The sequence below is a fragment of the Paraburkholderia sp. C35 genome, assembly GCF_003121405.1.
Taxonomy (GTDB): domain Bacteria; phylum Pseudomonadota; class Gammaproteobacteria; order Burkholderiales; family Burkholderiaceae; genus Paraburkholderia.
In genome coordinates this window covers 209,898-227,803 of the sequence record NZ_QBUY01000001.1, presented here as the reverse complement: position 1 = coordinate 227,803, position 17,906 = coordinate 209,898, and the positions used below count along the sequence as shown (strand labels likewise).

General features: G+C 60.5%; 13 protein-coding genes and 2 pseudogenes. 12 read left to right on the top strand and 3 right to left on the bottom strand.

The genetic code is table 11. From position 1 onward, the window contains the following. Positions 1-5 precede the first annotated feature (5 nt). Positions 6-1,325: a dihydroorotase family protein gene (locus DK391_RS01025; protein ID WP_109476115.1), complete on the top strand. Its 1,320-nt coding sequence runs from the start codon at positions 6-8 to the stop codon at positions 1,323-1,325. A gap of 44 nt (positions 1,326-1,369) precedes the next feature. Here the strand turns inward: DK391_RS01025 and DK391_RS01020 are convergent, their stop codons facing one another. Together DK391_RS01020 and DK391_RS01015 are read right to left on the bottom strand one after the other, a co-directional pair. Beyond that, positions 1,370-2,314, bottom strand: a complete 945-nt coding sequence (locus DK391_RS01020) for a glyoxylate/hydroxypyruvate reductase A (protein ID WP_109476114.1) — start codon at positions 2,312-2,314, stop codon at positions 1,370-1,372. Then, positions 2,311-2,724, bottom strand: coding sequence for a VOC family protein (locus tag DK391_RS01015; RefSeq protein ID WP_109476113.1), 414 nt, complete (start codon positions 2,722-2,724; stop codon positions 2,311-2,313). The genes DK391_RS01020 and DK391_RS01015 overlap by 4 nt, the downstream gene beginning before the upstream one ends. A 99-nt stretch (positions 2,725-2,823) precedes the next feature. Between DK391_RS01015 and DK391_RS01010 the strand changes: the two genes are divergently transcribed. The 6 genes from DK391_RS01010 (at position 2,824) to DK391_RS00985 (ending at position 9,453) form a co-directional block, all read left to right on the top strand. Beyond that, complete coding sequence (locus DK391_RS01010; RefSeq protein WP_109476112.1) at positions 2,824-3,681, top strand: LysR substrate-binding domain-containing protein; 858 nt, start codon at positions 2,824-2,826, stop codon at positions 3,679-3,681. 246 nt (positions 3,682-3,927) lie between these two features. After that, positions 3,928-5,013 (top strand): PAS domain-containing protein, encoded by a 1,086-nt coding sequence (locus tag DK391_RS01005; protein ID WP_109476111.1) that lies wholly within the window; start codon positions 3,928-3,930, stop codon positions 5,011-5,013. Next, on the top strand, positions 5,010-5,657 hold the full coding sequence (locus DK391_RS01000; RefSeq protein WP_109476110.1) for a response regulator transcription factor: 648 nt from the start codon (positions 5,010-5,012) through the stop codon (positions 5,655-5,657). The genes DK391_RS01005 and DK391_RS01000 overlap by 4 nt, the downstream gene beginning before the upstream one ends. Before the next feature lie 176 nt (positions 5,658-5,833). After that, positions 5,834-7,105, top strand: a complete 1,272-nt coding sequence (locus tag DK391_RS00995; RefSeq protein ID WP_109476109.1) for an amidohydrolase family protein — start codon at positions 5,834-5,836, stop codon at positions 7,103-7,105. A 27-nt stretch (positions 7,106-7,132) separates the two neighbouring features. Then, a complete protein-coding gene (locus DK391_RS00990; protein ID WP_109476108.1) occupies positions 7,133-7,669 on the top strand; it encodes a DUF1097 domain-containing protein in 537 nt (178 codons plus the stop codon). A gap of 77 nt (positions 7,670-7,746) precedes the next feature. After that, positions 7,747-9,453 (top strand): gamma-glutamyltransferase family protein, encoded by a 1,707-nt coding sequence (locus DK391_RS00985; RefSeq protein WP_109476107.1) that lies wholly within the window; start codon positions 7,747-7,749, stop codon positions 9,451-9,453. A 20-nt stretch (positions 9,454-9,473) separates the two neighbouring features. On the opposite strand, the pseudogene DK391_RS00980 reads toward DK391_RS00985, so the two are convergent. Then, positions 9,474-9,801: pseudogene (locus DK391_RS00980) on the bottom strand (dihydroxy-acid dehydratase); the annotation flags it as partial. Positions 9,802-9,889: 88 nt separating this feature from the next. Here DK391_RS00980 and DK391_RS00975 point away from each other — a divergent pair. From DK391_RS00975 to DK391_RS00955, 5 genes and pseudogenes are all read left to right on the top strand, one after another. Then, the gene (locus DK391_RS00975; protein ID WP_109476106.1) at positions 9,890-11,281 is read left to right on the top strand and encodes an MFS transporter; all 1,392 of its coding nucleotides are present in this window, start codon (positions 9,890-9,892) and stop codon (positions 11,279-11,281) included. Positions 11,282-11,349: 68 nt separating this feature from the next. Next, positions 11,350-12,333, top strand: a complete 984-nt coding sequence (locus DK391_RS00970) for a LysR family transcriptional regulator (protein ID WP_109476105.1) — start codon at positions 11,350-11,352, stop codon at positions 12,331-12,333. Beyond that, positions 12,326-13,738: an aspartate ammonia-lyase gene (locus DK391_RS00965; RefSeq protein ID WP_109476104.1), complete on the top strand. Its 1,413-nt coding sequence runs from the start codon at positions 12,326-12,328 to the stop codon at positions 13,736-13,738. The genes DK391_RS00970 and DK391_RS00965 overlap by 8 nt, the downstream gene beginning before the upstream one ends. 63 nt (positions 13,739-13,801) lie before the next feature. Then, positions 13,802-14,317 (top strand): prolyl-tRNA synthetase associated domain-containing protein, encoded by a 516-nt coding sequence (locus DK391_RS00960; protein WP_162600630.1) that lies wholly within the window; start codon positions 13,802-13,804, stop codon positions 14,315-14,317. 811 nt (positions 14,318-15,128) lie between these two features. Next, a pseudogene (locus DK391_RS00955) lies at positions 15,129-17,600 on the top strand (type VI secretion system Vgr family protein); the annotation flags it as partial. Positions 17,601-17,906 lie beyond the last annotated feature (306 nt).

Here is a 17,906-nt window from a genome sequence, read left to right as displayed (position 1 = left end):
CACTCATGTTCGATCTGCTGTTACGCGGCGCGACACTCGTCGATGCCACTGGCGAGCGTCAAGCCGACCTCGCCATCGCGGGAGAAAAAATCGCCGCGATCCTCGCTCCGGGTACGCCCGCCGAAAGCCTCGCCACGCGTGATGTGCGCGGCCACGTGATGCTGCCGGGTCTCGTCGATGCTCACGTGCATCTGTGCGATCCCGGCTACACGCACAAGGAAGACTTTACGTCGGGCACGCGCGCGGCGGCGGTGGGTGGCGTCACGACGCTGCTCGACATGCCGACTGATCAACCCATCACCACACACGCCGACGACTTGCGCGACAAGATGGATATCGCGCGAGGACGTATTCATGTCGATGTCGGTTTTCAGGTGGCGAAGCTGTGCGACCATCCATCGCTCGATGCCGTGCGCGCGCTTGATCCGGTGTCGTTCGAACTGTTTATGGCCGGCGTGCCCGATGCGTACCGGCACGACACGCAGGAGCGGCTGGTGCGTTCGATGAAGGCGCTGCGCGAGGTCGATGCGATCGCGTGCGTGTCGCCGGGCGATCACTCGTTGCAGACGGCGCCGCAAAGCGCTACGGGCCGCGCTGGCCTCGACGCGCTGCTGGCAAGCCGCCCGCCCGTTGCCGAGGCGGCGGGCATCGCCAACGCCGTGCTGGCGGCAGCTGCCACGGGTGCTCGCGTGCACTTGCGGCAAGGCAATTCACAGCTTGGCTTCGATACCTGGCGACGCTTGCGCGATATTGCGGACGTCACCATCGAAACGACGCCGCAGGCGTTGCTGCTCACGGAAGACGCCTATGGCGAGCGGCGCAACTTCTTCAAGGCACTGCCGCCGCTGCGTCCCGCACAGGATCGCGATGCGTTGCGCGCGGCCTTGCGCGAAGGTCTCATCGATATGATCGTGACCGATCATGCGCCGCATGCTTACGAAGAAAAGGCCGCGCACTACGACGATTTCCGCGACGTGCCGAGCGGCGTGCCCGGCGTGCAGACCTTCCTCGCCGCGATGCTCAGTCTGGTGCAGCAAGACGTTATCGATTTGCGTGGTGTGGCAACGCTGTGCGCGCGCAACCCTGCGCAACGCTTCGGGCTCGGCGCGACGAAAGGACTGCTTGCGCCAGGCTTCGATGCCGATCTGCTGCTGCTCGATCCTGCCGGCGTGATGCATGTGCGCGATGCCGACCAATGCTCGAAAGCACGCTATACACCGTTCGACGGAATGAGCGTGCCGTGGGCGCTGTCGGGTGTCTATTTGCGCGGCCGGCTCATCAATGGCGATGTGCCGTCGGGCAAGGTCGTGGTGTCGGCGAACTGAAGTCCCACGCTGCCGGACAGCGGCAGCGCTGCGCTTCGTCAGAACTAGTATCCGCGTGCGAGATTGACGGCGTCGGGAATCGTGCCGTTCGTGCGATAGCGGCGGATATTCGCGGCGACGATAGCCGAAGCCGTACCGCGATCAGGTGGTGCGGAAATATGCGGAAGCACTGTCACACGCGGGTGACGCCAGTGCCAGCTGTCTTCAGGCAGCGGTTCGACAGCGAACACGTCGAGCACGGCATGACCCAGTGCAGCGCGATCGAGCGCGTCTTTCAGCGCGGCATCGTCGATGACGGGTCCGCGCGCGAAATTGATCAGCGACGCATCCTTGCGCAGCAGACTCAAGGTGGATGCGTTCAGCAGTCCGGTTGTTTGCGGCGTCAACGGCAACAGGCACACGACGATATCGCACTTGCGCAGCATAACGGGCAACTCGTCGTCGCCCGCGTAGCAATCGACATGTTCCAGCGTCTTGTGCGAGCGGCTCCATCCGCAGACTTTGAAACCCGCATCCAGCAGGCGGCGCGCAGCGGCTTCACCGAGTGCGCCGAGCCCGAGCAGACCGATGGTCTTGTGCTGCGGGCGCAGATATTCTTGCGGCTCCCAGCGGCGCTGTGCCTGTTGTGCGGCATAGCGCGGCATCTCGCGATGCAGGTACAGCGTCCACGCGAGCACGGCTTCTGCCATCGTGTCGGCGAGTTGCGGATCGACGAGGCGCACGATTTTCAGATCCGTCTCGCCGAGATCGTTCACCAACCGCTCGACACCCGCCCATACGCTATGCACCCAAGTCAGTGCGGGCAGGGCACGTAAATCTTCCGGACGCGGATTCGCGACAATGGCGACCTCGCATGTGGCACGCGCCGCGTCGTCAAGGGCGTCGAACGGCACGATCCGTTCATCGGGCATCGCGCGTTGTAGCGCGTCGATCCATTGCGCGGTGAACGGATACGTCGGGTTGGCAATGAAGGGCAGCACGGGTTTCATTTCGCGTACACCTTGCCGAGATTCGCGAAGCCTTTGATTTCGATGGGGTTGCCGCTTGGATCGCAGAAGAACATGGTTGCCTGCTCGCCGGGTTGGCCTTCGAAACGCAGGCTCGGCGCAATGATGAATTCGACGTTGTGCGCGGACATGCGATCGGCCAGTGCACGCCAGTCTTGCATGTCCATGACGAGGCCGAGATGCGGCATCGGCACCAGATGATCACCGACGCGCCCCGTGTTGGTTACAGCAAATGGATCGCCGAGATGCAAGGAAATCTGATGACCGAAGAAGTCGAAATCGACCCACGTGTCGGTACTGCGGCCTTCGGTGCAGCCGAGCACGCCAGTATAAAAAGCGCGGGATTCGTCGAGGTCGCGCACGTGATACGCGAGGTGAAAAGCGGTGTGCATGCGGGTTCCTGTATTGCGAGGCTTGTGACAGATGTCAGCCTAGCAGTGGCTTTTCAAAAGAGATAGCATGGATTTATTTTCTAATCGAAAGGGATTCTTTTGGACACGCGTTTTCTGAAAAGCCTGATTGCCGTCGTCGAGAGTGGCTCGATCGCCGAGGCTGCGCGTGTCGAGCATCTGACGGCGGCGGCCATCGGTCAGCGCGTGCAGGCGCTCGAACGCGAACTGGGTTTTGCGCTGCTGTCACGCAACGGCTATACCGCGCAGCCAACGGAGGCATGTCTCGCACTGTTGCCACGCGCGCGACGCATGGTGCTCGAAGCATCGCTGTTGCGCGGCGACGCGGATCGCGACGGGCTGAGCGGTCCGCTGAAAATCGGTGCGATTTCGACAGTGCTGACAGGGATGCTGCCCGCAGCATTGCGCGAGTTCACGCGCCGCGCGCCGAACGGACGGCCCGTGATCGTGCCGGGAACATCGAAGAGCCTGTATCAGGCGCTGCACGCGGGCGAACTCGATGCGGCCATCGTCGTCGCGCCGCCGTTCGCGTTGCCCCGATCGATGTGCGTCGTGCCGTTGCGCTCGGAATCGCTGGTGCTGCTGGCCGCAAAGAACGTGCGCGGCAGTGCGGTGAAACTGCTTTCGACACAAGCCTACATCCGCTATGACCCGGGCACGTGGGGCGGGCGGTATGCGGCCAACTGGATCGCCGACCACGGCATCGAGCCCACGGTGCTTTGCGATCTCGACGCACTGGAAGCCATCGCGATGCTGGTCGCGGACGGCATGGGCGTGAGCCTCGTGCCGCAGTGGTCCGGCATCGAACGCTTCACGGCCGACTGCCGGATGACGCCGCTGCCGGGCGAGATGTGGCAACGCCAGATCGTGCTGCTTTCGAATGTTGGGATGGACCGGCCGAACATGATGCGCGTACTGGCCGATGCGCTCGGCCGGTGACGCGATTTCGCTCACGACGAACACTCGACTCAATAAGAAACAAAACTCATGAATAGCTGCACCCGACGAATATGCGGGAAAACTAGGGGCGCGCGTCACCGCGACTATCGATATATTGTGAACGCGTGTCCTCTCGCACCGTGCCCCGCGTCTACTCACGCGTCTTCATGTTAGGGCCACAGGCCCGATAGCGAGACGAATCGGAGCCAGCCATCGGCGGAATCTGTACCCTTTCGAGGAGGAGCGGTGGAGACCTACGGCGAACTGCACCGTGCCATCCTGAACAACATTCCCGATCAGGCATGGCTCAAGGACACCGAGTCCCGTTACGTGCTCGTCAACGAAGCATTCGTCACCGCATGCGGACGTACCGAACAGGAAATCATCGGCAGCACGCCTGACAAGGTCTGGCCGTCCGAACTCGGCAAGGTGTATCTGTCGACCGATCGTGCAGCGCTCGACGGTGGCGTGCGCCGGCGCTACGAGGAAACCCGCCAGGGCGCGGACGGAACGCTGCGCTGGTTTGACACGGTCAAGATGCCGCTTCGCGACGATGACGGACGCGTCGTCGGCACGGTCGGCATCTCGCGCGACATCACCGACCTCAAACGCTCACAGACGGAATTGCTCGATTCGCGCTCACAGTTGCGGCAGCTTTCGGCTTATCTCCAGTCGATACGCGAAGCCGAACGCACGCGGATTTCGCGCGAACTCCACGACGAACTCGGTCAATTGCTGAGCGGACTGCGGCTCGGACTGAACTATCTTCAGACGCAGGCGAGTGCGACCACGCCCGAGCAGGCCGGTCATCTGCAGATGCTCAAGCATCTCGTCGACGCCACGATGGATGCGGTGCATCGCATTGCGTCCGATCTGCGGCCTGCCGTGCTCGACGAGCTTGGACTGCATGCCGCGCTCGAGTGGCTGACGGAATCGTTCACGCAGCGCAATGGCGTCCCGTGCGAACTTCACCTGGCGATGCCCGAGGAACTTGCCCGCTCGATTGACGCGGAACGCAGCACAGCGATCTTCCGCATAGTTCAGGAGGCGCTCACCAATGTGAGCCGTCACGCGCAGGCGTCGCGCGCCGTCGTCGAGATTCACGCATGCGACGATCACTGTCTCCTTTCGATCGCCGATGACGGTTGCGGAATGGACACCTCGCGTGCCGCCGGCAGCGGCAGCCTCGGTCTGCTCGGCATGCGCGAGCGTGCGTTGATGCTCGATGGCCAGCTCAGTGTGGAAAGCCGTCCTGGCCACGGCACGCGCGTGGCCGCGCGCATTCCGCTGCACCACACGGCAGTGGCCGCTACAGCAGGAGCACGGCAATGATGCGCGTGATGATCGCCGACGACCACGCGATCATTCGCGACGGTCTGAAAAAAATCATCTCGACTGCGCACGACATGGAGGTGGTCGCGGAGGCCGTAGACGGTGCCGACCTGATCGAACGGCTGCGTTCGACATCCGTCGATGTATTGCTGCTCGACATGTCGATGCCGGGCAGAAGCGGCATTGCACTGATCCAGCAGATCAAGGCAAGCCATCCGTCGCTGCCGGTGCTGGTGCTCAGCATGTACCGGGAATCGCAATATGCGGTACAGGCGATCCGCGCGGGTGCCGCCGGCTACCTCACGAAGGACGCCGAGTCCGAGCAACTGATGGGCGGAATCCGCAAGGTCGCGCGCGGTGGATCGGTCGTCTCGCCACTGGTCGCCGAAAAGCTCGTCAAGCAGTTGCATCAGCCCGCGAGTTCCTTTCCGCATACGCGCCTCACGGCGCGCGAATTCCAGATCTTCCAGATGCTCGTAGAAGGCAGTGGTATCAACGAAATCGCCCATTGTCTCTCGCTGTCGAGCAAGACTGTCAGCACCCACAAGGCCAACATCCTCGTCAAAATGGATATCCCGTCGACAGCGGGACTCGTTCACTACGCCATCCAGCATGGCCTGATCGTCGCCAGCACAAACGCCTGAAGTCCGTTCGCGTTGTGCGGTGCGTCTCGGGAAAATCCTAGATAAAAAGCAGTCAATCCCGATGCCTCGCGCGGGCACACGCCCTTAATCTCTTCCTAACGCACCAGCTTGCGTGTTACGCACTGGAAACGCGGAGCACGTCGGTCCATCGATCCCAGACGCAAGGAGACCGCTTCATGCACGTAGACCTACTGATCAGAGACGTGTGCGTTCGCGACGACGACCCACCCGTCGACATAGCGATCCGCGACGGCCGCATCGTAGCGCTGGAGCCGCATATCGACGCATCCGCGGATGAAGCCATCGACGCTCGCGGACGCGCGGCCATTCCGGGGCTGATCGAAGCGCATCTGCATCTGGACAAGGCCCTGCTGCACCGCCGCCTGCCTGCGCGCTTCGGCACGCTCGACGAGGCGATCCGCGTGACGGGCGTCCTCAAGAGCAAGCAGGAACGCAACGATGTGCTGGACCGTTCGCGCCAGGTGCTGGACATGACGGTGCGCAACGGCACGGTTGCCGTGCGCGCGCATCCTGATGTCGATCTCATCCAGGGGTTGATCGGCGTTGAGACGCTGCTCGAACTGAAATCCGAGTATGAAAACCTGCTCGATCTGCAGATCGTGGCTTTTCCGCAGGAAGGCATTCTCAAATCGCAAGGCACACACGAACTGATGATCGACGCGTTGAACATGGGCGCGGATGTGGTCGGTGGTTGCCCGTACAACGAACTGAACTGGGCGGATACGAAGCGCCATATCGATGTCGTTTTCGAACTGGCGCAGCGTTTCGATCTTCCAATCGATATGCACGCCGATTTCGCCGACGACACCACCGACCCGCGCTTCTCGGCGATTTCGTACATCGCGCAGAAGACCATCGAGTCTGGCTATCAGGGGCGCGTCGCGCTTGGGCATGTCACGAGCCTGGGCTCGCTGGATGCCGACACGCTGGGGCCGTTGATGGATCAGATCCGTCAGGCCGACATCAGCATCGTGACGCTGCCTGCAACGGATCTCTATCTGGGCGGACGTAAGGATCAGGCCAATCAGCGACGCGGTCTCACACCCGTGAAGGCGCTGCACAACGCCGGCGTGAACGTCGCCTATTCGTCGAACAACGTGCGCAATGCGTTCACGCCATTCGGCAAGGCGGACATGCTGCTGATCGGCAATATGCTGGCGCACGTCGCGCAGTTCGGCGTGCCCGAGCATCAGCAGGCGATCCTCGACATGGGCACCCGCAACGCCGCGCGTGCAATCGGGCTCGACCGGGACTACGGCATCGCCGTTGGCAAGCAGGCCGATCTCGTCATTCTCGATACATTCAAGGTAGCCGATGCGCTGCTCGACATCCCGCCGAGGTTGTGGGTCGTCAAGCGTGGGCGCATCACGGTGGTGACGCATCACCACTGCGAAATTCACCGGCACTCGTGCTGTTGCGCGCAATGAAGTCCACTACAACTCAAGGAGACAAGCATGAAGAAGCTGCCTGCGGAGATCGTCGCATCATTGCTCGCCGTCACCACGATTCCGATTGCGATGCTACCGTTGCACTTGCCGCCATGGGCGATTTTCATCAGCTGGGCCGCGACGTTCGCGATGGGCGGTCCAAGCGCACAGAACCTCAAGCGCATCTGGCCGACGCTGCCCGTCGGCTCATGCTTTGCGTTTCTGATCGTGCTCGGTTTCGAGCAGGCGTCGAAGCACTTCAGCGGCAACACGCTGGTGCTTGCACAAATGATGATCCTGTTCACGCTGAACGGCACCATGATGGCGCTCGCCCGACTGTTCGTCTGCCTGAACTTCATTCCCGGCATGTTCTTCGGCTTTGCAACGTACTTCGGCACGCTGTTCGGCGGCTTCGGTCCAGTAGCGAACGATCCTGTCATGGCGCTGGCTGCGGCCATTGTGATGAACGCGCTTGGCCCGGCTTATGCTTGGGTGAAAGAGCGCTACTCCGCGCCGGAAGCGACGGCTCATCGCTGGTGGAAGGGCTGGAAGCCGGAAGTCTGATGTCAATTTGCGGAAAAGCGGCAGCGTGCGTCCGGTGAAACCCGCGCTGCAAACATACGACGTACGACGGAGGCGGCATGGCAGTGTTGGTTGAATCGGCATCGGGCAGCATCGGGACCACGCGACGGGATTCTGTGGCAAGTACGGCTGCCGTAGCCAGCAGCGCCGCGTTTCCAGCCGGCCACGTCCCGGACGACATGGCCAGGACGGCCAGGCTCGCGAAATCGGTTCACGGCATGGTCACCTGTCCGCATGAGCTTGCGAGCGAAGCGGGGCTCGACGTGCTTCGCGCGGGCGGCAACGCCATCGAGGCCGCGATTGCGGTCGGCGCGGTATTGAGCGTGACGTATCCGCACTTCACGGGCCTGGGCGGTGATGCGTTCATGATGATCAGCGACCGCGCCGGCAACGTTCGAACGCTGTCGGGCATCGGCCAGGCCGCGTCGCAGCCCCTCGAGTACCGCGGCACGATACCGGTGCGAGGGCCAGGCGCGACGCTCACGGCAGCGGCCACTGTCGCCGTGTGGGACAAGGCGTACACCTTGAGCCAGACGTCGTGGGGCGGCACGCAGGCGTGGTCATCGCTGTTCTCGCGCGCAATCGAATACGCCGCCAACGGATTTCCCGTCACACCGTCACAGCAGTTCTGGCATGAATTCCGTGCGAGCGAGTCGACAGGCTGGAACGGCTTTGCTGAAGTATTTGCGCCGAGCGGGCGAATTCCCCAGGCGGGCGAGCAATTCTTCCAGCCGGCGCTCGCGCGTAGCCTCGATGCCATCGCAACGCATGGCGGTCGCGAGTTCTACGAAGGCGATCTTGCGGCGCGGATCGCAGCAGGCCTGAAGCAGGCCGGTTCGCCACTTACGATGGACGATCTCGCGCGCGCGCAGGCTCGCGAGGAAGTGCCGCTGCGCGTCGCCTATCGCGATGGCGAACTGCTGGGTTTGCGCCCGCCGACGCAAGGGGTGACCACGCTGGAGATTATGGGCATTCTCGATCGGTTTGATCTTGGCGCCATTCCCGAAGGCAGTGCCGACTACTATCACCTCCTCGTCGAGGCCGTGAAGCTCGCGTTTCTCGATCGCAACCGCTATGTTGCGGATCCGGACTTCGTCGATGTGCCCGTCGATCGGCTGCTGTCTGCTGCGACACTCGACGCACACGCACACCGTATCCGCATGGATCGCGCGATGCCGTGGCCGCACACGTTCAAGACTGGCGACACGGTGTATATCGGCGCGGCTGATCGCGATGGAAACTGCGTGAGCATGCTTCAAACGGTGTACTTCGATTGGGGCAGCGGCGTCGTACTCGGTGACACGGGCGTGCTGTGGCACAACCGGGGAGCGTCGTTCAGCCTTGATCCGCACAGTCCGAATGCGTTGCGCGGCGGCAAGCGGCCGTTTCACACACTCAATCCCGGCATGTATCTGAAGGCGGGCCGTCCGCATCTGCTATATGGCACGCAAGGCGCCGATGGACAGCCGCAGACGCTCGCCGCCGTGCTGACACGCCTGATCGATTACGACATGGACCCGCTGACGGCACTCGGCCGCCCGCGCTTTCTGCTGGGCAAGACGTTCTCGGACAGCCGCGACAGCCTTAAGCTGGAGCAGGACGCCGGCGCAACGGTTTTCAGTGAACTGGCGGAACGCGGGCATCAACTGAGTCCGATTGCCGCGCAAAGCCAGCTGGCAGGACACCCCGGCGCCATACGGATCGATGCGCAAGGTTTCACGGGCGCACATGATCCACGCAGCGACGGCCGGGCGCTAGGGTTGTAGGGCGTGGTTGCAAAGCGCGCTTAATCCGGCTTCGGTACTTTATCGGTTTGCAGACTTGCTGCACGCAGGAAGTCGAAATCGACGCCTTCATCGGCTTGCGTGACCGTCTGCAGAAACAGCTTGCGATAGCCGCGCTCAGCGGTTGGGCGCTCGATTGGCGTTTCCGTTGCGCGCTTTTGCAGGTCTTCATCGGCAACCAGCAGGGCGAGTTCGCGGCGAGACACACTCAAGCGGATGCGGTCGCCATTGCGCACGTAGGCGAGCGGTCCGCCAGCGGAACCACCAGCCCGGGACCTCACCCGCTGCATCCATGCTGACAGATAGTATTAGAATTGTTGATACTGTCCCGTCACCTGCTGTTTTCCTGAAATTGCCACTCTAGACTGCTCTCCAAGGTGCATCGCCACGAGCACCACACCAGAGACAGGAGACGACTGTGAGCAAACAGGTATTACTCGAAGACTTGCCGCTTCGCCCGTTCCACGTTGGAGTCGCATTCAGCGGAACGGGCGGGCAGTTCAGTGATGGCTTCGTGCTCGGCATCATCGGTATTGCGGTCAGCATGGCGGCGGGACCGCTGCATCTCGACGCGCTCTGGATGGGACTGCTGGGCGCAGCTTCGCTTGCGGGCCTGTTCTTCGGCAGCATGCTGGCCGGTCCCATCGCGGACAAATACGGCCGCCGCACAATTTTCGCGTACGACATGCTGCTGTTCGCAGTCGTCTCTGCTGCGCAGTATTTCGTGACCTCGCCTTCGCAACTGCTCGTCCTGCGACTGTTGCTCGGGCTGATTCTTGGCGCCGATTATGTGGTGAGCAAGTCCCTCGTGACCGAGTACTCGCCGCGCCGCTATCGTGGCCGTCTGCTGAGCGTGCTCGCAGCAGCGTGGGCGGCGGGCTATGTGGGCGCATACCTTGCCGGGTTCGCGATGCGCGACATCGGACCCGACGCGTGGCGGATCATGCTCGCAGCGAGCGGCATTCCCGCACTGCTGATTCTGCCGTTCCGATTGATCGTTCCCGAGTCGCCGATGTGGCTGATGAAGCGGGGACGTGGTGACGAAGCGCTCGCCATTGTCCGCCACAGATTCGGCCCGGAAGTCACGCTGGCGATAACAACCGCACCGAAGCAACAAAAGGGAGCATGGTCGCAATTGTTCTCGCACCAGTGGCGCAAGAACACGCTGGTCGGCTGCGTTTTCTATACCTGTCAGGTCATTCCGTACTTTGCATTGGGGACGTTCGCGCCGAAGGTACTCGAAGCGCTGCACGTCAAGGACAAGTTCGTGGGCGGCCTCGTCTATAACGTGCTGCTTCTCGCTGGCGCAGTGATCGGGCTGCTGCTGATCGACAGGATCTCGCGCCGCACCTTTCTTCTCGGGACTTTCTATCTCGCAGCGCTTGGTCTCGCGGTGCTGACTTATGCGAGCTTCGGCCCGGTCGGCACAATGCTGGTCTTCGGCCTCTTCGCGTGCGTTCTGTCAGCGGCAGCGAACCTCGAGTTTGTCTATCCGCCCGAACTCTTTCCGACGCACCTTCGCGCATCGGGTGTGGGTCTCGCGGTTGCATCGAGCCGCTTCGGATCGGCCATCAGCACGTTCCTGCTGCCGATCGCGGTGCAGCAGGTCGGCATTCATGCAGCGCTGGGCGTCTGCGTCGCGGTGCTGCTTTTCGGTGGCGTCTTCTGCCACTTCATGGCACCTGAAACGGGCAGTGAGAGTCTTTCTGACCTGAAATCGGACGTCGTTGCCGACGATCAGGTAGACGCCGGACATCATGAAGCCACGTTCGCGACTTCTGCGCCGGGCGGCACCAAAACGCACCTGTGATGAACCCGGAAACGGACGACGCACCGGTCGCGGAACGATAGACAGCCGCACTCACGTCAGGACACGACATGCCGTCGAACAAACCCATTGATATGCACGCTGTACAGGTCTTCGTCGCTGTTGCGGAAGAGGGCAGCATGTCTGCGGCAGCAACGAGGATGGGCATCTCGCAGTCGGGCGTATCGCAGATCATCCGGCAACTCGAAGATGAACTCGGGGTTGTGCTGGTCAACCGCACAACGCGACCGATGGCGCTCACGCCGTTCGGCATCGCCCTGCGAAACCGGGGTGCCGTGCTAAGCGAGGAAATTGCCAATCTGAAGGCACAGGTCGTCGAAGCGGGACGAGGCATCAAACCCGATCTGCGCATTGGACTAGTGGATTCGTTTGCGTCGACATGTGGTTCGGTATTCACGAAGAAGCTGCTGGGGAAGGTATCGCAACTGTCGATTCGCACGGGCCTGAGTCCGCAACAGGGCGAAGCGCTGCTGCGCCGCGATCTCGATCTGATTGTCACGAGCGACCCGTTGATCGACGCCAACGACGTCGTCAGGTATCGGCTCTTTTCCGAGCGGTATTTCGTCATAACGCCGAAGAACCTCAGAACGCCTGTAAAGAGTATCGACGACCTGCGCACGCTGATCAACAGCTTGCCCATCGTCAGATTCAACCGGACTTCGCAGGTGGGCATGCAGATCGAGCGATACCTCCGGCGCATCGAGATACGCGCACCGAACCGGCTGGAACTGGACAACGCCGATGCGCTGACTTCGATGGTAGCGGAAGGAATCGGCTGGGCCATTACGTCGCCGATGTGTCACCTTCAGGGCGTGACGCATGCTGCCAACGTTGCTGCGCATGTCGTCGAGAACATGGGGCTGGAGCGCTCGCTGTATCTCGTCGCGCGCCGTGACGAATACAACGTCTTTTTCGACGACGCGTGCGACACAGCGCGCGAAGTAATCGAAACATCTTTCCTGCCGAGACTGACAGCGCTCGGCAGGGGCATTGAACAACTTATTACCGTTGGTGGAAGGAATCTCTATGAATAAGCTTGCTCAGGGCGAAGCCCGTGTTGAACGTGACTATGTGGGTGAAGTCACGATTCCCGGCGACAAACTGTATGGCGTGAACACGGTTCGCGGCGTCGACAATCTCACGGTTTCACCGTTGACCATCGCCCACTATCCCGCGTTTCGCGACGCTTTTGCGCAGGTCAAATGGGCCGCAGCGTTGGCGAATCGCGACAACGAGGTCATCACGGGCGAACAGTGCGAGGCGATCGTTGCGGCTTGCAAGGAATTGATCGACGGACACTTCGACGCCTCGCTCGTGGTCGATTTGATGGAAGGCTCGGGAGGCACATCGACCAATATGAACTTCAACGAAGTCATTGCGAATCGCGCACAGCAGATTCTCGGCCACGCTGCAGGAACGTACGAGGTCGTTCATCCGAATGACCATGTGAACCACTCGCAGTCGACCAACGACGTGTATCCCGCCGCCCTCAAGATGGCGACCCACGCGATGCTCGGTTCGCTCGTGAGCGAGGTCACGCAACTCGCGGCCCTCTTCAAGGGCAAGGCGACGGAGTTCGCCGACATCCTGCATCTGGGCCGCACCTGTCTGCAGGATGGACAACCGATGCGCCTCGGCCAGCTATTTGGCGGCTACGCGGCGCTGACCGAACGTCTGGCTGAAGAACTGGCCGCAGTTCGCGACAAGCTGCGCACGCTTCCGCTCGGCGGCACGGCAATCGGCACGGGCTTTGGCGCACCGGCGGGCTATCGCGCGGCCGTCTACGCGCATCTGCAGCGCGTCACCGGTGTCGATTATCAGGCGCCTGCCAATCCGTTCGATGCCATGCAGAACATGGATGTGTTTTCGCGCGTCTCCGCAGAACTTCGCACGTGCGCTGTATCGCTTGCGAAGATCGCTTCGGACCTGACGGTGCTGTCGTCGGGTCCGGTGGGAGGTCTCGGCGAGTTGAAGCTGCCTGAGGCGCAGGCGGGTTCTTCGATCATGCCCGGCAAGGTCAATCCGGTGCTGCCGATGGCGATGATCCAGTTGAGCTTCGCCGTGGTGGGTAACGACGTTGCCGTTGCTCAGGCGGTTCAATACGGCGAACTGGAAATCAACCACTTCGAGCCGGTGGTCGGTTCCCGCGTTTTCGACAGCATCGCGTTGCTGAGCAACGGCATTCGACGCTTTGGCGAAAAGTGCGTGAAGGGTATCGAGGCCGATGCGGCACGCAACGAGGAACATCTGCTGGAATCGATGGCCGTCGCGACAGCGCTTGTCCCTAGAATTGGCTATGCTCGCGTGAGCAAGCTTGCAAGACAATCGGTCGCTGAGGGTCGCTCGCTGGTCGCCATTCTCGACGAGTCGGGTTTGCTTCCTCGCGATGAAACGATCGCGGCGATCCGCAAGGCATCGTATCCCGTGTTTGATGCCTGAGCTGAGAGATGTGTGAGGAACCGGCTTCGTACAGTTTCGGGGTCGGTCTGTTTCTGGAACAACGTGAACAACAGCATGTTAGGAAAAGACGAAGTATTGAAGCTTCTTGAAGAACGGGAGATTCCGTTTTCCTGTGAGGAGCATGACGCGGTACTCAATATGGCTGAGTCGGGAATGTTGACGCTGTCCGTTGAAGGGGCTCGCTGTAAGAACCTGCTGCTGCAGGATAAGAAGGAGCAGTACTTTCTTATCGTGACGACTTCAGCGAAGTCGCTGGATCTGGTGGCTATTGCTGAAACGATCGGTAGTAAGCGACTGTCGTTTGCGTCGGCAGACACGCTGTTTGAGTTACTGGGCATCCGTACGGGCTCTTTGAGTCCGCTCGCACTGGTCAATGACGATGCCAAACGGGTGCAACTTGTCATTGATGCTGCGTTGGCCGGGGAAGCGGTGTTTCTATTTCATCCACTTGAGAATAATGCGAGTGTGTCGCTTTCCCGAAGCTCACTGGATGCCTTTCTTTGTAGCATTGAGCATCCAGCGTGTTGGCTGTCTCTTGCTGCGAAATTGATGGATTGACGGTGAATTCGATGTGCCTTGCATGTTCGAGGGCACACTAACGTTGCGCGGCCAATGTCCCTTTTTGCGCGGAAGCGGCGGCCGATGTTACGGCGTTGGGAAGCGCGGTTCAGGGGCGGCTACGGAAGTTGATGGACGGTTTGACGACTCATCATCGTCGGTGGGTTACGAACTGCCGGATCCGGCGGCCAGTTGCATCCATAGGCCGGCTCAGCTTGAGGGCGCGTTGAACGTCGGCTTGCCACACGAGAGCCGACGTTCACTCTAGATCGTTGCAATTGGATCAGGCCTGTGCTCGCCCACGGATAAACGTTACCCTTAATACGGGCGCCCGCCACTCGAAATTGCCAGCTCCGCGCATCGGCGCATCCGCGGCGAAGGGTATGGCGACAGTGCAGGCAACCGGAAAGCCATCTGAATGCAGAGTACGGACGCGAGTTTTCCGAAACTCCAAACTAACGTGCCGTTCGAGTGTCTGAGCGGCAGGGGATGTGTTAATCGGTTTTTGATGTTTGATTAGGCACTCAACTGAGTGTACAGAAGATGTCGATTAGCGTTTCACTGTTTTCAGTTTGAGGGGTGGTTTGATGTGATTGATTTTGAGAGTGCATCATTGGTTCATGTGAGTTCCGGTCACAATTGCCACTCTTTATAAGAGTAATGTAGCTATTGCCATTCAGTAAAAATGTGAATCGCATATTTGACTTTTCAATTTGTATTCTCGACGCCTTTTTAAAGGTTCGGCGATCATTATTCGTTTCAATATTGTAGAATCGCGCGGGTTATTCAGTAACGAACAAATAGAGGCGTTATGGGGGCGCAGGATTTCGTTGCGGCCGTCACGGGTGGGCTTGTGCAAAGCGACCGGCTGTTGAAGCTTGACACTCCGTTGGGCAGCGACTTGGTGATTCCGCAGCGCGCGGTGGGCAGTTCGCGCCTTGGACGGCATTTCGAATTCACCGTTGATGTCGTTTCGGCGTCGTCCAGTATCGAACTCAAGAAACTGATCGCACAGCCCGTCACGCTGTGGGTCCAGCAATCCGACAAGTCGTATCTGCCATATAACGGCTTCGTCCATACCGCGCGACGGCTTGGCTCGGATGGCACGCTAACCAGCTATCAGATCGGCTTTGCATCGTGGATGCATTTTCTCAGGTTCAGGCGCGATCAGCGTATCTGGCAGGATGCCAGCGTCGAGGACATCGTCAGCGACGTATTTAATTCACATCCTCAAGCGCAAGGGCGATTCCAGTTTCAGTTGTCTATGCCGTTGCCGACACGTTCGTATTGCCGGCAGGACGAGTTCGACTGGAACTTCGTGCATCGTTTGCTGGAATCGGAAGGCCTGTATGGTTTCTGGCAACAGGCGGAGGATGGTAAATCGCACACGCTGACGATTACCGACAATCTCTCGACGCTCGCCGCGATGTCACCAGGAACGTTGACGTTTTATCGCGCGGGAACGGGCAGCGAGGCGGACGCACTTACTCAGTGGTCCGGCACGCGCACCTTGCAAAGCGCGCTGCTGACCACGCGCACGTTCGACTATAAACGTCCATCTGGCGTCTATAACCCGAAAGGCACCAGCATCCCGACAATGCCCGCGCAAGGCGCGTTGCCAGCACAAGCTGAAGTCTACGAATACACGGGCGCTTACACGTATGGTGCACAGGATCGCGGCGATGCGCTCTCGCGAATCCGCATGGAGGAGTGGGAGTCGCGAGCAAAGCGGTTTCACGGCGCGGGCGGTGCGCGTGGCGTCGATGCTGGACGGCGCTTCACGTTGACCGACCATCCCGATCACGATAGCGATGCAGCCGATCAACGGGAGTTTGCCGTGATTGAGGCCATATGGACGATTGAGAACAATCTGCCTGTTAGCAGCGATGCGCCGGTGTTCCCCCATAGTCTTCAGGAGACCGTGGCGGCTGTGCGGGCACGGCATCAGGCCGATGCAGCGTCCGGCGTGGCCGCAGGCAATGCGTCTGACGGCTTCTACCGGGTAGATATCGAGGCTCAGCGTTCGACGGTACCCTATCGGAGTCCGTTCGAACATGAGAAACCGGATGTGCAACTCGAATCGGCCATCGTCGTCGGCCCGCAAAACGAAGAGGTCTATACCGACGAACTGAATCGCGTCAAGGTCCGCTTTATCTGGGACCGGCTCAATAGCGGCGACGAACGCGCTTCGTGCTGGCTGCGCGTCGTGCAGTCGGACACGGGCGGTGGTTATGGCGGGGTGCATCTTCCGCGCGTTGGCGAAGAAGTCCTCATCGACTACGTCGACGGAGACTGTGACCGGCCAATCGTGGTTGTCCGAGTCTACAACGGCGCTGCCAAACCGCAGTGGCATTCGAATGGCTTGCTGTCTGGCTATCGATCGAAAGAGTATGGAGGCAGCGGATACAACCAGTTCGTGATGGATGATGCGACCGGGCAGAACCGTCTGCAGCTTTATAGCAGCAGCGCGAACTCGTATCTGCATCTGGGCTTTCTCATCGCACAGAATGGCAATGAGAGAGGCAGTTATCTGGGCAGCGGCTTCGATCTGAAGTCGGATGCATATGGAGCGGTGCGCGCAGGGCAAGGTTTGTATATTACGACCCATGCTGCCGTCAGCCAGCCGCTCGATGCAAGCGCATCACGCACTCAACTGGTGAATGCGCAGAGCGTGCTTGACGCGATGTCGGATGCGAGCACTACACATCAGGCAGAAGACCTCAAAGAAGGCCGCGACGCGTTGAAGTCGTTCACTGATGCGACTGAAAGTAGCGTAACGGGTCCTTCGTCTGGCGGAAACACGGCGGGCGGCGGCACGGGCGCCGCCATTGCATTCAAGCAGCCTGTCATGCTGTTCGGCAGTCCGTCGGGCATTGCGCTGTCGGCACAGACATCCCTGCATATCGGTAGTCGCGAGCACACCAACCTGGTGAGCGGACAAAACGCGCACATCGCATCTGGCAAGTCGCTCATTGTCAGCGTCGCTGAAAAGTTGAGCCTGTTCGTGCAGAACGCAGGCATGAAGCTATTCGCGGCCAAGGGCAAAGTCGAGATTCAGGCGCATTCGGACAACATCGAAATGACCTCGCAGAAGAACCTCAAGGTGCTTTCCGCCACGGAAAATATCGAAGCGGTGGCGTAGCAGGGGATTCTGCTTACGTCGGGTGGCGCGTATATCCGTATCAAGGATGGCGGGATCGAAATTCACGCGCCTGGAAAAATCGACATCAAGGGTGCGCAGCATTCATTTGCCGGACCAGCAAATCTTGAGACGCCTCTTCCCGTTCTTCTACAGGGCGATGTGAAAATCAGCAACGCATATCCCATATCGCGATAGCCATAATGATTATCAGCCCACCTTTTTTACCCGCGGCAGGCGTGACAGCGAACGGCATCAACGTGCTGGATCCTATGATGGACGCTGTCGACCAGTTCGAACTGGCTCACGGCATCTATCCTGTTGCCTTCGATCGCCGGTGGCACACGGGCGTCCATTTGATGCCCACGACGCAGAACGAACGCGTCAGGGCGATCGCGGACGGCGAGGTTGTTGCATATCGCGTGTGTCAGAAAGCAATCGACGGCGGGA